Raw genomic sequence first — 15,445 nt, forward strand, 5'->3', positions numbered from 1 at the left:
CTACATAAGCGGGGGAATACTCATGTCAATTCAGTCTAAGTCAAAATATAAGAAAGGAAATAAACTCAAAAATATAAAATTAACAACAACGATGATCATCATGACTGTAATTAGTCTAATCGGCTTGTTTACTGTCTTTCTGATTGGGATTTTCGGAATGAACGAAGCAAAAATGGGACAAGGTATCCTCTACAATGACCGCTTTCAGCATCAAACCAATGTTCTTGAATTGAAAAGTAATTTCTATAATATGCGTGCCAATTATACAAAGGTTCTTGATAATGCAGAGTATACCGACAAACAGTACGATCAGGTTCAGAAAGGTAAGAAGAGTATCACGGATGGCTTGAATGAATTTTCAGCAAGAACATTGGATACCAAAGAAAAAGAGATATTTGCAGATTTGGTAGCAAAGATGGATACATATTATCAGGATATTGAGCAAATCATGGATACCAAAAAGATGTCGGGCACCTACGATAGTGAAGAAAGAGGAAGAATTAACAAAAGCAGTACAGCGATTGTGGAGACGATCACCCTTTTGAGTGCGTATAACGAAGAAGAGTCAGCCAAGCTCTATGCGGATACACAGGAAGTGATTCAGCAGCGAGCCTTGGTGCTCGGTTCGGTTCTTTTGCTTTCGCTCGGGGCACTCATTCTTATTTCATTTGTAATGATTCGCAGTATACGTCAACGAATGAAAGCAATCACCCGTTATTGTGAAGAAATAACACAAGGTAACTTAACGGCATCCTTAGACCCGCATCTAACGCAGGGAAATAATGAGATAAGTGTCATAGCACGAGCTATTCGTACAATGACCGATTCCACAACAAACGTCATTCGTGGTGTAATTCAGGAATCTCATCATATCAACCAGGTTAGCGATCATACCAACCAGAACATGGCTGGTCTGAATGAACGGATTCGTGAAGTATCAGCTACAGTTGAAGAACTCTCTGCTGCAATGGAAGAGGCTTCAGCCCATACGGAAAATATGAATCATTCAGCTAATGAGATGCAACAAGGAGCTGAATATATATCGGAACGGACATCTAAACAAGCAGAGTCCGCCTATGTGACCAGCACGAAGGCTGAAAAGTTGAAGCAGGAAGCTCGCGAATCTAGTCGAGCAGCCATAGACATGTATGATCATACGAGTAAGAAGATGTCAGAAGCGCTGGAACGTGCAACAGCCGTAGATCAGATTGGTATATTATCTCAGTCTATTTTGGATGTTACGGCACAGACCAATCTGCTTGCACTCAATGCATCCATTGAAGCTGCAAGGGCTGGAGAAGCAGGCAGAGGTTTTGCGGTTGTAGCAAGCGAGATTCGAAAGTTGGCTGATGATTCCAGACAGGCTGCTGATCAGATTCAGCAGGTCACGGAAGAGGTTATGCAGTCTGTAACCAATCTGTCCTCGAATGCCAAAGAGTTGCTATCCTTTATGTTCAATCAGGTTGGCAAAGACTATAAATTATTGGAGGATACAGCTGAACAGTATTATGTCGATTCTCTTGATCATGCCAATGCAGTTAAAGATCTCAATGCAACCTCACAACAAGTAACTGCGAATATCAAAATACTAGTTGGTTCCATTCACGAGATTGCATCAGCCAGTGAACAATCTGCCGCATCCAGTCAGGAAATCGCAGGACATATGGTCGCATCTGCTGCGCAATCTGTGGAAGTAGTTAAACAATCTGATCAAGTGAAAGATAGTGCATTAAATCTGAATAAGCTGGTTCAAGATTTCAAGATTTAAAAGGAAAAGAGTCGTAGATAATCCACTAGGCCATGTAAGTGCCCAGTGGATTATTGCTGTCTTTCTCCAATACTTACTTTTATAAACCAAGAAACAATAATGTGCGTACTTTTAATTTATATGCATAGGACCTAAACTAATACTTGAGATGAAACCACTTAAACATTATTGTTCAACATAAAAAAATATTTAAAAAGGACGTGGAGCTACATGGAAGTTACAGCAAAGTCAAAGACAAAGGAAGACATCTTAAAGGCATATCATTTCCGGCATGCAACAAAAATATTTGACGATACCCGCAAAATCTCGGATGAGGATTTCCAATTTATATTGGAAACAGGCAGATTATCTCCAAGTTCCATTGGTCTTGAACCGTGGAAGTTTCTGATTGTACAAAATCCAAACCTGCGTAAGCGTCTGTCCGAAGTCTCTTCCGGCGCTCAAAAGCAATTGGCTACAGCAAGCCATTTTGTTGTTATTTTGGCCCGATCAGATGCTAGTTATAATTCTCCTTATGCGGAGTACATGTTGAAGGAAACAAAGGGAATGCCAAATAACGTATTTGAGCTAACAAGTGAGGCTTATGGAAAGTTCCAAAATAACCAGAAAATTCTGGATAATCCACGATCATTGTTCGACTGGGCATCCAAACAAACTTATATTGCTCTCGGCAACATGATGACGGCGGCAGCTCAGATCGAGATTGATTCTTGTCCGATTGAAGGTTTCAGCCGTGAGGATGTCCACCGGATTATGGAAGAAGAGGGCTTGCTGGAGGATGGCGCATGGGGCGTTTCTATGATGGCAGCCTTTGGTTATCGGGCAGAGGAGCCCGCGCGTGAGAAGTCCCGTCAATCCGTTGAGAAAATCACGCAATGGATTAACTGAATTCAGCATGAATCCAACATGAATTCAAAAAACGATTAGCTAAGATCTAACTTTAAAGATAAGGATTAAGCAGATTCGGAACAGCCCGATATTTTCCACATGCTAGAAGGGTGGAGAGGGCTGTTTTGCTTTTTATAAAAAAGAACTTGAAAATACATAGATATCTATGTATAATGAGGTCATGCCAAAATACAACGCAATTGCACTGATTGCAAGAATCAGGGACCATGTCAACAAACGGATTGTACACGAATTGGAACAGCATGAGGTAACAGGGATTGTTCCTTCTCATGGAGATGTGTTGATGTTCTTGTACCGGGAAGAGACGCTGTCGATCAAGATGTTGGCTGAACGTGTTCAACGCACGCAACCAACGGTAACGGTACTGGTCAACAAGCTGGAGAAGCTTGGCTATGTTGAACGCAGCAAGAGTGCCGAAGATAGCCGAGTGACGATGATTCGCCTAACCGAACAGGGGAAGCGACTCGAACCGATCTTCCATCAGGTATCAGAGCAGATTAATGACATCATCTATAGTGGCTTGTCCGATGAACAGTCAGAGCAATTGGAGAGTTTGCTGTCCATGATTGTCCGAAAGTTATAATGAATGAACTCTTCTGTCTGCAACCCATCCAGATTTGAATGGGTGGAGGCAGAGGAGCCCAAATATTTTTTTAACCACATACATAGATATCTATGAATGTGGAACGTATCAATGTAACCCCATTTTCGCAAGCTAACTCAAACCAAACCTGGAGGGATTCACACTATGAAACATCTTATCGTATATGCTCACCCGCACACAGACAGCCTTAATGACGCAATCCTCAATACTGCTGTAGAAGCTCTCGAAGCTCAAGGCCATGAAGTGGTAGTTCGTGACTTGTATAAGCTTGGATTCCAACCCGTACTGACTGAAGCCGATACAGCTTCCATGCGAGCAGGACAGACACCACAGGATATCGCTACAGAGCAACAGTTTGTTACAGATGCAGAAGCCATTACATTCATCTATCCGATCTGGTGGACAGGTCTTCCTGCCATTATCAAAGGATATGTTGACCGTGTATTCGCTTATGGTTTTGCGTATGCAGCGGGTGAAGCGGGAATCGAGAAATTGCTGACAGGCAAAAAAGGCCTCATCATCAACACACATGGTACACCAAGTGAAATTTATGATCAGATTGGCATGACTGCTGGACTGAAATTAACTTCAGACGTAGGTATCTTCGATTTTGTAGGCATTGAAGCCGTAGATCATCTGCTCTTTGGAAGTATTGGATACCTGGATGCACCCGCATATCAAGCCATGTTGGATCAGGTTAAACAAACGGTTACAACCAAATTCTAATTATGGATGTTGATTCCAAATACGGATTCCATATGATACCAGACCGACTCGATCATGAGTCGGTTTGTTTGTTCATGTGTTTGCAAAATGGTTGAAAGGGGGTATAATCGTACCCATGGAACCTATACTTATATTCAAAGCATTATCGAACGAGACACGTAGACAAATCTTGTTGTGGCTCAAAAACCCGGAGCAACACTTTCCACCGCTGGAACTATCTCAGCATCCGGATGGTGGTAAGAACGGAATCTGTGTTGGCACGATTCAAGTGAAGGCTGGACTGGCTCAGTCGGTTATATCCAGTTATCTGCTGACCATGCTCAAGGCAGGGTTGCTGCTCTCCGAGCGAAGAGGACAATGGACGTATTATCGGCGCAACGAAGAGACGATTCGTCAGTTTGCCGAGTACGTGCAGAACGAGTTATAAGCCGGATGCCGGAACGGAAGCTAGGATGCACATGCAGGCAGGGATTCCGTCCGGATGTAAACGGCTAGTTTATCATCACATCACCCTATCCAGTTGTGATTTAATTAATCTATATATCTGGATATACAAAAATATAATCATCGAGGAGATTAAACGATAATGACTACAGAAAATACAGCTTCATCCCATAAAGAACATATTAATGACGTTAAGCTTTCCATCCTGGATTTGGCTCCTGTTGTAGTGGGTGCAACACCTGCTGATGCTTTGCGCAACAGCCTGGATCTGGCACAGCATGCTGAGCGTTGGGGATATCACCGTTACTGGGTAGCTGAACATCACAACATGCCGGGTATTGCTTCTTCCGCAACTTCGGTCGTTATTGGATATCTGGCTGGTGGAACCAAAACGATTCGTCTGGGTTCAGGAGGCATCATGTTACCTAACCATGCACCGCTTGTCATCGCTGAGCAGTTCGGCACACTGGAATCCTTGTATCCTGGCAGAATTGACCTGGGACTGGGTCGCGCACCAGGTAGTGACCGCCGTACATCGCTTGCACTACGCAAAGATTTGAACAGTGGGGAAGATTTCCCTGAGCTTTTGGCAGAACTTAGAGCATACTTTGATGCTTCGGCGACATCTTATCATGCGCCTGTTCGCGCAGTTCCTGGAGAAGGATTGAATATTCCAATTTATCTCTTGGGGTCCAGTGATTTCAGTGCACGTCTGGCAGGTCAGCTGGGATTGCCGTTTGCTTTTGCCAGCCACTTCTCGCCCGATTACACCCGGATTGCACTAGAGACGTATCGAAATAATTTCCAACCATCTGATAGCTTGAAGGAGCCACATGTGATTGTTGGTGTTAACGCTGTTGTTGCAGATACAGACGAGGAAGCCGCATGGCTGGGTACAACGATGCAACAGCAGTTCCTAAACATTATTCGCGGCACAACGGGATTGGTACAGCCTCCGGCAGAGATGGAAGGCAAATGGACGGATCGTGAGAAAGCTGGTGTGGAGCAGACGCTGAAGGCAGCTGTTAATGGTTCGCCAGAAACCGTACGTGGACAGTTGGAATCCTTCATTCGGCAGACGCAGGCAGATGAGCTGATTATTACGTCGATGATCTATGATCATAAGGCACGTCTGCATTCCTATGAGTTAATCGCACAATTGGCGGGAAAAGCCTGATCTTAAATTTTTCAGCATATAAGCTGCTTAAAGGTAAGTTATAGATACAATTTTACGGTTCGTCTCCCAATGAGGCGGGCCGTTTTTGAATAGGGAGAATTTGCAAATATTTCGTGTGGGGCAGAAGACTCATTTTGGGGTAAAATGACTTTACCGGTTTAATTTGAAACGGTTAATCAGCACCATACGTATAAATCCAGAGTGTTATACATATGTTGGCTTGTACAAGGTACTTTATTTTATTCGTGTGTAAGGGGCGTTTATCTAGATTTACAGTTTGAATTTTTAATTAAGGATACATGAGAGAGGACGACACGCCTATGGAGCAACCTGAGCAACCCCGCGTTTGGCCGGAGCGGTTCAAGCGATTTTTTCTTAACAACAAGTTTGTGCTATTTCTGCTAATTCTGCTGTTGGTGGGACTGAATGTCATGGTTCTGACCAAAGTATCCTTTGTTCTTCATCCGCTCGCAGTACTCATCAAAACCATTGTGTTACCTATTATTCTGTCAGGCATACTCTACTATCTGCTGAATCCGATTGTGGATGTGATGGAGAGGTGGAAAATCAAGCGCGGCTGGTCCATTCTGATCCTGTATCTTGCGATTGGAGGCATTCTGACAGTCGTAGTATTGGCGGTCATTCCGGTTGTGCGTAACCAGATTGTGGGGCTGATTGAAAATTTCCCAACGTACAGTGAGACGGTAAAACAGCAGTTTGAGGAGCTTACGGGCAGTAAATTGTTCGGTCAGTTCCAGGAAACGGTGAATCTGAATTCGCAGGACTGGTGGGGAACAATCTCCCAAAAGGCTACTGAAATTCTGAACTCGACCTGGACCAAATTGGGTGGATTCCTCGGCGCTTTCACGGAGACCGTGCTATCCATCGTAACGGTTCCGTTCATTCTGTTCTATCTGCTAAAAGACGGCAAGAAGCTGCCAGCGAAAATTCTGTCTTTCCTGCCGATCAAGAGCCGTACGGGCGCAATGCATGTGCTGGAAGATATCAATCACCAGATCAGTTCATTCATTCGTGGACAGATTATCGTCAGCTTCTGTATCGGTATTCTGCTGTACATCGGTTATATGGTCATTGGTCTGGATTATGCACTGATTCTTGCAATTATCGCATCGTTCACGAGTGTTGTTCCGTATCTGGGACCTGCAATTGCGATTACACCAGCATTGATCGTGGCACTCGTCACTTCCCCGGTGATGCTGCTGAAAATGGTTGCCGTGTGGACGATCGTACAGTTAATTGAAGGTAAATTCATCTCACCACAGATCATGGGTAAAACGCTGAAAATCCATCCTATCACGATTATCTTTGTCATTCTGACTTCGGGTAATCTGTTTGGAGTCGTGGGCATTCTGCTCGCTGTTCCAGGATACGCGGTGCTGAAAGTATGTGTATCGCATATCTTCAACTGGTTCAAGGACAGATCGGGCCTTTACGATCCAAACAAGAACAATCTTTTATAACCAAAGTGGCAAGTTCCAATGGATAGTTAATCAGAAGATTTAGTCACTTTTTATTTTGTACAAAACGGTACCCTTACCAAGAAGAACCCCCGTCCATCGGCAAATAGCCGAGAGGCGGGGGTTCTTCTTCATGAACAAGCTTGGCTGCTGCCTAGCTGTGTTTAATATGCTGGAGCGTTTGCAGGAAAATCTGCTCAATATGAGTATCATCCAGAGAGTAGTACACCGTCTTGCCTTCCTTGCGCCGCTTGACGATCCGCATGTTGCGGAGAGAACGCAGCTGATGTGAAATGGCCGACTGTCCCATGTCGAGCAGAACCGTCAGGTCATGAACACATAATTCCTTCTGTAACAGCGCATCAATAATACGTAGACGTGTGGGGTCGCTGAATGCTTTGAACCAATCTGCCATCTCGGAAGACGTCTCCCGATCTATGAGTGAAGTGCGAATCGTCTGCACGTCGGCTTCAGTACCTGAGCAGGCTGCATCACATTCGCTTGGTGCTTTAACCGGTTGTTCCATTTCCTATCACCACCTATGTTAACTCAACATTTGCATAATTCGATTTAACCATTTGGTAAGTACAACAACTAGACGAATAAAACCATTTCGATCTAATTGTTGTTGATTGGAATTCACTGGTTCGGATTTATGCAAAAGTTTAACTATAGCTCTATTATATCCAAAACCCGCCTAAAGCGAAATGATTACTATTAGCATAATCTGTATGAAAAATCAACAACGATTGTTGACACTCATGTTTAGGCGTGCATATAATAGGGGTAACCAAACATATGAATGAGTGCTCATATATTGAAGACAATTGAAATATAACATCGGTTTTGTACTGCAAAGGGGAGAATTCACATGGGAACCGGACAGGAACAGGTGAAAAGGGAACTGCTGCTTGATGGACTGGATTGTGCGAACTGCGCATTAAAGATCGAGAATGGCGTCAAAAAAATTAAGGGCATTAACGAATGCTCTGTCAATTTTGTTACCAAAACATTATCGCTACACACCACTTCCGACATGGATGAACAGGTAGTGGAAGAAGCAAAACGCAAAGTGCTTCGGCTGGAGCCGCATATTCGCATTTCGGAAAAAGGAAAACACGTGAACGGACATGTGCACACCCATACAGGGAGTGCAGGTAGTGCAAATAACCACAGTCATGACCATACTGGACATGATCATGGACATTCACATGGCAAACACTCGCATACTCATGATCAACATCAACATGGTCACGCACATGATCATACACATGAGCACGGGAGTCATGCTGGGCATGATCCCAGCCATACCCATGATGATGCCCATGCAGACCACTCACATGAACATGGTGCAGGACAGACAAAAGTGTTGCTTGCTCGTCTTGCTGCAGGTTCTGTGCTGCTCGCAGCTGCGATCTGGTCGCCGCTGGAGGGCTGGGCACAGCTTACTCTATATGCGCTCGCTTATCTGATTGCCGGGGGAGACATCGTGCTCCAGGCGTCCAAAAACATCATCCGCGGTCAGGTGTTCGATGAATACTTCCTGATGTCCGTCGCTACCTTGGGTGCCTTTGCTATTGGAGAGTATCCCGAAGGGGTAGCGGTCATGCTTTTCTATCAGCTCGGAGAGCTGTTTCAGGGCATGGCGGTTAATCGGTCACGCAAGTCGATTCAGTCACTGATGGACATTCGCCCAGACTACGCGAATATCCTGACGGGTTCGGGTGACGAGACCCGTCGTGTATCTCCAGAAGACGTACGGATTGGTGATCGTATTGTCGTGAAAGCAGGAGAGCGAGTACCGCTGGATGGTATCGTTAGAGCTGGGCGTTCCATGGTGGACACTTCTGCTCTGACAGGTGAATCGGTACCTCGTGAGCTGGAGCCCGGAAATGATGTACTGAGTGGATTTGTGAACAAAAATGGTATGTTGACGATTGAAGTGACCAAAACGTTTGGTGAATCAACGGTATCCAAAATTTTGGATCTGGTGCAGAACGCGAGCAGCCGGAAAGCGAAAACAGAGCATTTTATTAGTAAATTTGCCCGTTATTACACACCGGTTGTTGTTATCCTTGCGGCCTTGATTGCATTTGTTCCGCCGTTGATACTTAGTGGTGCAACATTTGCCGATTGGATCTATCGTGCATTGGTCTTCCTGGTTATCTCATGTCCTTGTGCGCTGGTGGTCTCTATTCCACTTGGTTTCTTTGGTGGTATCGGAGCAGCTTCACGTAACGGGATTCTTGTCAAAGGCAGTAACTACCTTGAAGCGCTGAACGATGTGAAAGTTGTTGTTTTTGATAAAACGGGTACACTAACCAAAGGTGTTTTCAAAGTAACAGCCATTCGTCCTGAAGGTGGACACACGGAAGAAGAACTGATGAAGCTGGCAGCCATTGCCGAAGCGAATTCCAATCATCCGATTGCCGAATCCATTCGCGCAGCTTGGGCCAAAGCGATTCCCACGCAAGGTGTGGAAGGTTATGATGAAGTTGCCGGACACGGGATCAAGGTGAGCGTGGATGGTCGGGAAGTGCTGGCAGGCAACGCCAAATTAATGAAGCAGGCAGGTATATCCTATACCACACCGGAGACGGCCGGAACGATAGTCCACGTGGCTGAAGCTGGCAAGTATGTTGGTCATCTGATCATCGCCGATGAAGTGAAGGACGATGCAGCTGCTGCGATTCAGGCGCTGAAGAAGCTCGGCATCCGCAAAACGGTCATGCTGACAGGTGATGCCAAAGCCGTGGGTGAAGCGGTAGGACGTGAGCTGGGTGTGGATGAGGTCTATGCTGAATTGCTGCCACAGGACAAAGTCGAACGACTGGAGCAACTGGAAGCTGCCAAATCTCCGAAGGAAAAAATGGTGTTTGTCGGTGACGGCATCAACGATACACCTGTACTGGCGCGCGCCGATGTGGGCGTGGCCATGGGTGGACTTGGTTCAGATGCCGCGATTGAAGCCGCTGATGTGGTCATCATGACCGATGAACCGTCGAAACTAGCGAGTGCAATCCGCATTGCAAAGCGTACACGAATGATTGTGTGGCAAAATATCGCGTTTGCTCTGGGGGTTAAAGCGATCTTCCTGCTACTCGGTGTGTTCGGCATAGCTACCATGTGGGAAGCGGTATTCTCGGATGTCGGTGTCACGGTGCTGGCTGTTCTGAACGCCATGCGTGTACTTCGTGTGAAGAATATCTAAGTTTACGAAACGATCCAGGCGGCTCTTCGTATATACGTAGAGCCGTTTTTATATTTTTTCAAGGCATTATGTAGATAAGTCTAACTAGACATTTACACGAGAACGGTGAGGACAGGAATAACCTGAATAAGCGAAGCTACATCGGCAGGTTATTCTATCATCGGAGTGTCAGTGTAAGCAGGTCTATGGAAGACAACAGTGAAGGGGAGAACGTTTTGACAGGAGCAATAGTTGGGATCATCATTGGAGTGTGTTATTTCATTCTGGGGTTCATGGTGTTCAAAAAACCACCGAAAATGATTAACGGAATATATGGTTATCGGACCCCGCGTGCAATGAGTAATCCCGAGTTGTGGGACGAAGCGCAAAGTTATAGCGCCAATCTGATGATGCAATTTGGTGTGATTATTACGGTATTCGGCATTATCGGTTTCTGGCTTACAGATGTACGAGCTTTGGTGCTGAGTCTGGTTGCTACAGGGTTCTATACGATCAGACTATTTACCAGAGTTGAAGGTCGGTTGAAGCAAATGCAGCGTGCTCAACAGCAACAGCAACAGAATGAGCAGAACGTTTAATGTAAGATGAATGAATAGTGTAGAGATGAAGACCTGCGTGTGAAGCGGGTCTTTTTTGTTGAAGTTAGAGAAGCGAAGAGGCTGTTAAACTCGCTAAGACTTCATACATAAAATCTAACGTTGACGTTAACGTTAATATTATATATAATTATGTACATAATATTATAGACATATGGAAGAAGTGAGGGAAATGAGTTTATATAAAATCGACGACGTAGCCAAGGAATGCGGTTTGACCAAGCGAACCATTCGGTATTATGAAGAGATTGGTGTCATGCCTTCACCTCAGCGGACAGATGGCGGGACGCGATTGTACACTCGAGAGGATATCGATTATCTGAAGAAGGTGGTTCGCGCCAAAGAGGTACTTGGATTCTCCCTTCAGGAGCTACATACCTATGTGGCAACGGCAGATGCCTTGAACGAACAACGTTTTGACTACCAGCAGACGACCGAAGTAAGAGAACGGATCGAGAAGCTTGCCACGATGGAAACAACGCTGGATGGTCAGCTACAACTGATTGAGCAGAAACTTCAGAGCATACATGCCGTACAGACTGAACTGGAAGAGCTGCGTGAACGCGTTCGGAGCGGTATTCAGAAGTTACAGGCACATGATCCGCAGAGTGATGAGGACGGCTAACCGAATTAGCATCTATAGTTGAATCAATTTCATAATCGCTACATGGAGTGAGTACCATAGTACCTGTGGCGATCCTGTACAAGCACCGGATGTTCCGGTGTCATTTGTGCCGTTTTGTTACCTCTATTCATGAAAATAAGCGCAATGTTTTCATCGTTTTCACGGACATTTTCAAATAAAAAGTTTCACCACATAAATTATTCACAGGAGGAATTACGTATGAAAAGAGAGCCATCATTACCGGACGAATTGCCGTCATCACGTGGGGGCCTGTTATCCCAGCCGCGAGCGGTATGGGCGGTTGCCTTTGCATGTATCATATCCTTTATGGGTCTGGGTCTGGTTGACCCGATTCTGCCCGCCATTGCAGATCAGCTGCATGCTTCCAAAAGCCAGGTGTCACTGCTATTTACCAGTTATAACGCTGTAACCGGGGTAGCGATGCTGATTACAGGTGTTGTATCCAGCCGAATTGGTGTGAAGTGGACGCTGCTCAGCGGTATATTGTTGATTATTATCTTCTCGTTCCTCGGCGGTACCTCAGACACGGTAGGTGCACTGGTTGGTTACCGTGGCGGTTGGGGACTAGGTAATGCCTTGTTCATCGCAACGGCGTTATCTGCCATTGTGGGACTGTCCACGTCGGGGACAGCCAAAGCGATTATTTTGTACGAAGCAGCACTTGGTCTCGGGATTGCGGTTGGTCCGCTGCTTGGTGGTGAGCTAGGTTCCATCTCTTGGCGTGGCCCGTTCTATGGGGTGGCTGTCCTGATGGCGATTGCCTTTATAAGTATTACATTTATGCTGCCCAAGATGGCCAAACCAAAAACACGCAGTTCTTTGTCTGATCCGTTCAAAGCATTAAGTTATCCTTCATTGAAAACATTGGCGATTACGGCCTTCCTGTATAACTTTGGTTTCTTTACCTTGATGGCTTATTCACCATATGTTATGAATCTGGATGAGCACGGGTTGGGTTACGTATTCTTTGGCTGGGGACTGATGCTGGCGATTACGTCGGTATTCGTCGCACCAAGATTACAACGCCGATTCGGATCGGTTCCGTCCATGAGTGTCATGCTTACATTGTTCGCGATTGATCTGGTTGTTATGGCAGTAGGTACGGTGATGGGTTCACCAACTACCGTTATTGTGGCGGTCATTGTAGCGGGGATTTTCCTTGGGATTAACAACACATTGATTACAACGGCTGTTATGGAAGCTGCACCTGTGGAGCGTTCTGTTGCTTCTGCTGCATACAGCTTCGTTCGTTTCCTGGGTGGTGCACTTGCTCCATGGCTTGCAGGTAAATTGTCCGAGTGGTTCCTGCCGGAAACGCCGTTTTATTTTGGCGCATTAATGGTTCTGATTGGTGTCGTGGTACTGCTGGTACGCCGTCATCATCTGCGGGATATTGATTCCGCCATTACATCTCATTAATTCACTGGAGGAGGAATTGCAATGCTGAAACATATATTGGTTGCTGTTGATGGTTCGAATCATGCGCATAAAGCTTTGGAGCAAGCACTGATTCTGGCTGAGAATATGAAACAACCCGCAAGTCTGTTGATCGTGCATGTTAATCCTGCCATCTCCATTAATGAACCTGCATTGGGTGTTGATCTGGAAGCTCGGATTGCCGAAGAAGGGCAACATATCATAGAACCGGTGACCAGACAGTTGTCCGGACGAGACGTAGCATATGAAACACTGCTGATTGCGGGTGATCCCGTTAATGAGATCTGCCGTGTGGCGCGTGAGCGAGATTGTGGAATGATCGTGATGGGTACCGGCGGGAAAGGCATGCTCGCAGAGATGATCGTGGGCAGTGTCAGCCATGGCGTGTTAAAACATGCAGAATGCCCCGTCCTGACGGTTAAATAGGTTGTGAAATCCTTTATAATGCAATAGCTCAAGATCGCCACAATGGCTCATCAGGCACGTTACAAGCTATGATTGCCGAATACCGTAGTGGGTTGATAGCATGGAAATAGTGTATAAATAGATTATATAAATTGAACTGAACTTTTACATGAGACAGCGATTGTATGGTACTTCTGTCATTGAAGTGGCAGTGTAACATTCTTAAGTTCAATAGGTTCTAAAAGGATGGAGGATGCAGCATATGAAAAAACAACATCTGTTTATCGGTGGCAAACCGACCGAATCCGTAGATTATAAAACACTTCAAGCACCATACTCCGGGGAAATGCTGGCAGAAGTCTCTTCGGCTTCATCCGAGGAAGCGGAGGCTGCTGTTGCAGCTGCGGTTCAAGCTGGGAAGGCAATGCGCCAGATGCCTGCACATCAGCGTGCAGATATTCTGTACAAGTTGTCCTCCATGCTCGAAGAACGTAAGGAAGAAGCAGCGCGAATCATAGCGCTTGAAGCGGCGAAGCCAATTACGGCAGCACTGGCCGAGGTTGACCGGACGGTGGAAACGTATCGTTTTGCCGCTGAAGAAGCCAAGCGACTGACCGGAGAGACGGTTCCGATGGATGCAGCCAAAGGTGGAGAAGGGCGTATCGGCTATACGATGCGGCAACCTCTAGGTGTCATCGGTGCGATTACACCGTTTAATTTTCCAATGAACCTGGTAGCTCACAAGGTAGGTCCAGCGCTCGCAGCAGGCAATACGATCGTACTCAAACCTGCGGAGCAGACGCCGCTGTCTTCCTATTACATCGCTAATTTGCTGCAGGAAGCCGGACTGCCGGATGGTGCACTGAATGTGGTGAGCGGTGATGGCAAAACCATTGGTGATGTGCTTGTGGAGCACCCCCATGTTGCTCACATTACGTTTACAGGCAGTCCAGCGGTAGGCACGAGCATTCGTAGCAAAGCAGGACTCAAACGGGTGACACTGGAGCTTGGGTCGAATGCGGCGGTGATTGTGGATAAGGACGCAGATCTGGACAAAGTGGTTCCTCGATGTGTGACTGGTGCTTTCACGTATCAGGGACAGGTATGTATCTCGCTACAGCGAATCTACGTACATCGTGACATCTCGGAAGAATTCATCCAGCGTTTCGCTGAAGCGGCTAAACAAGTAGTGGTCGGAGACCCGCTGAGCCCGGATACGGTGGTCTCTGCGCTAATTACCTCCAAGGATGTACAGCGTACACTCGACTGGATTGAAGAAGCCAAACAGGCCGGGGCTGAAGTAGCAGCAGGTGGTCAAGCTGAAGGAGGCGTTCTTCGTCCAACGGTATTGATTAACGTTCCGCGTGATGCGAAGGTATCTTGTCAGGAAGTGTTTGCACCCATCGTTGTGATCAATACGGTAGATTCCGTTGAAGAGGGTATTGAAAATGTTAACGATTCGATATACGGGCTTCAGGCAGGCGTATTTACAAACGATATCCATACCGCCCTCCATGCTGTCGATCAGATCGAAGCAGGCGGAGTTATGATTAATGATATTCCGACGTTCCGAGTGGATCACATGCCCTATGGTGGGGTGAAACAGAGTGGTATTGGGCGTGAAGGTGTTAAATATGCTGTAGAGGAAATGACGGAATTGAAGTTTGTTATGTTTAACAAAGGGTGATTCTCTTCCATTATTTTACTCGATATAACCTATGCCAATGAAAACATAACTACACACGCCTGTGCCAGAATAATGGCACAGGTTTTTTTATATGAAGATCATGGAAAAAAGTTTTCAAAAATACATGCGGATTCTTAGCCGACTGCGGGTTCACATCTGATGAGACGGGTATAACATAGTTAACATACCGCAACATAACTGACCAAACGCCGCTCATATCACCGAAGCATGATGTACCCATCCAGAGCACGAGCGGAATGAAGCGGTACAGCATTGCCGAAAGTCTTATATTCTCTCATTATTCAAATACAATGCAGTATGAATTAAGCCTGAACTCTGGAGTTGCAGGACAGGCAG

At 45.9% G+C, this 15,445-nt stretch carries 14 protein-coding genes; 13 read left to right on the forward strand and 1 reads right to left on the reverse strand.

Annotated features, from left to right (window positions below):
* Positions 1-22 precede the first annotated feature (22 nt).
* The 7 genes from V6669_RS03130 to V6669_RS03160 all read left to right on the forward strand — a co-directional run bounded on the left by V6669_RS03130 (position 23) and on the right by V6669_RS03160 (position 7,109).
* Entirely contained in the window at positions 23-1,768 is a 1,746-nt protein-coding gene (locus V6669_RS03130; RefSeq protein WP_338590614.1) for a methyl-accepting chemotaxis protein, read from the forward strand.
* Positions 1,769-1,978: 210 nt separating this feature from the next.
* Entirely contained in the window at positions 1,979-2,656 is a 678-nt protein-coding gene (locus V6669_RS03135) for an NAD(P)H-dependent oxidoreductase (RefSeq protein ID WP_338590616.1), read from the forward strand.
* 181 nt (positions 2,657-2,837) lie between these two features.
* On the forward strand, positions 2,838-3,260 hold the full coding sequence (locus V6669_RS03140) for a MarR family transcriptional regulator (RefSeq protein WP_338590618.1): 423 nt from the start codon (positions 2,838-2,840) through the stop codon (positions 3,258-3,260).
* 165 nt (positions 3,261-3,425) lie between these two features.
* Entirely contained in the window at positions 3,426-4,007 is a 582-nt protein-coding gene (locus tag V6669_RS03145) for an NAD(P)H-dependent oxidoreductase (RefSeq protein WP_338590620.1), read from the forward strand.
* Between the two features lie 115 nt (positions 4,008-4,122).
* Positions 4,123-4,434 carry a metalloregulator ArsR/SmtB family transcription factor gene (locus V6669_RS03150; RefSeq protein ID WP_036668255.1) on the forward strand — a complete coding sequence of 104 codons (312 nt, stop codon included), beginning with the start codon at positions 4,123-4,125 and terminating at the stop codon, positions 4,432-4,434.
* Between the two features lie 159 nt (positions 4,435-4,593).
* Complete coding sequence (locus V6669_RS03155) at positions 4,594-5,628, forward strand: LLM class flavin-dependent oxidoreductase (RefSeq protein ID WP_051449565.1); 1,035 nt, start codon at positions 4,594-4,596, stop codon at positions 5,626-5,628.
* 320 nt (positions 5,629-5,948) lie between these two features.
* Entirely contained in the window at positions 5,949-7,109 is a 1,161-nt protein-coding gene (locus V6669_RS03160) for an AI-2E family transporter (protein ID WP_036614215.1), read from the forward strand.
* Between the two features lie 151 nt (positions 7,110-7,260).
* On the opposite strand, the gene V6669_RS03165 is transcribed toward V6669_RS03160, so the two are convergent.
* Positions 7,261-7,632, reverse strand: a complete 372-nt coding sequence (locus V6669_RS03165) for a metalloregulator ArsR/SmtB family transcription factor (protein WP_100526808.1) — start codon at positions 7,630-7,632, stop codon at positions 7,261-7,263.
* A gap of 345 nt (positions 7,633-7,977) precedes the next feature.
* Between V6669_RS03165 and V6669_RS03170 the strand changes: the two genes are divergently transcribed.
* The 6 genes from V6669_RS03170 to V6669_RS03195 all read left to right on the forward strand — a co-directional run bounded on the left by V6669_RS03170 (position 7,978) and on the right by V6669_RS03195 (position 15,088).
* Entirely contained in the window at positions 7,978-10,317 is a 2,340-nt protein-coding gene (locus tag V6669_RS03170) for a heavy metal translocating P-type ATPase (protein WP_338590628.1), read from the forward strand.
* Between the two features lie 215 nt (positions 10,318-10,532).
* A complete protein-coding gene (locus tag V6669_RS03175; protein WP_338590630.1) occupies positions 10,533-10,895 on the forward strand; it encodes an SdpI family protein in 363 nt (120 codons plus the stop codon).
* A 190-nt stretch (positions 10,896-11,085) separates the two neighbouring features.
* Positions 11,086-11,538, forward strand: coding sequence for a MerR family transcriptional regulator (locus V6669_RS03180; protein WP_338590632.1), 453 nt, complete (start codon positions 11,086-11,088; stop codon positions 11,536-11,538).
* A gap of 219 nt (positions 11,539-11,757) precedes the next feature.
* Positions 11,758-12,978: an MFS transporter gene (locus tag V6669_RS03185; RefSeq protein WP_062837652.1), complete on the forward strand. Its 1,221-nt coding sequence runs from the start codon at positions 11,758-11,760 to the stop codon at positions 12,976-12,978.
* A gap of 21 nt (positions 12,979-12,999) precedes the next feature.
* Complete coding sequence (locus V6669_RS03190; protein WP_338590636.1) at positions 13,000-13,422, forward strand: universal stress protein; 423 nt, start codon at positions 13,000-13,002, stop codon at positions 13,420-13,422.
* Between the two features lie 241 nt (positions 13,423-13,663).
* Positions 13,664-15,088 carry an aldehyde dehydrogenase family protein gene (locus tag V6669_RS03195; protein WP_338590638.1) on the forward strand — a complete coding sequence of 475 codons (1,425 nt, stop codon included), beginning with the start codon at positions 13,664-13,666 and terminating at the stop codon, positions 15,086-15,088.
* Positions 15,089-15,445 lie beyond the last annotated feature (357 nt).

This window comes from Paenibacillus sp. Y5S-9, assembly GCF_036894235.1.
GTDB lineage: Bacteria > Bacillota > Bacilli > Paenibacillales > Paenibacillaceae > Paenibacillus.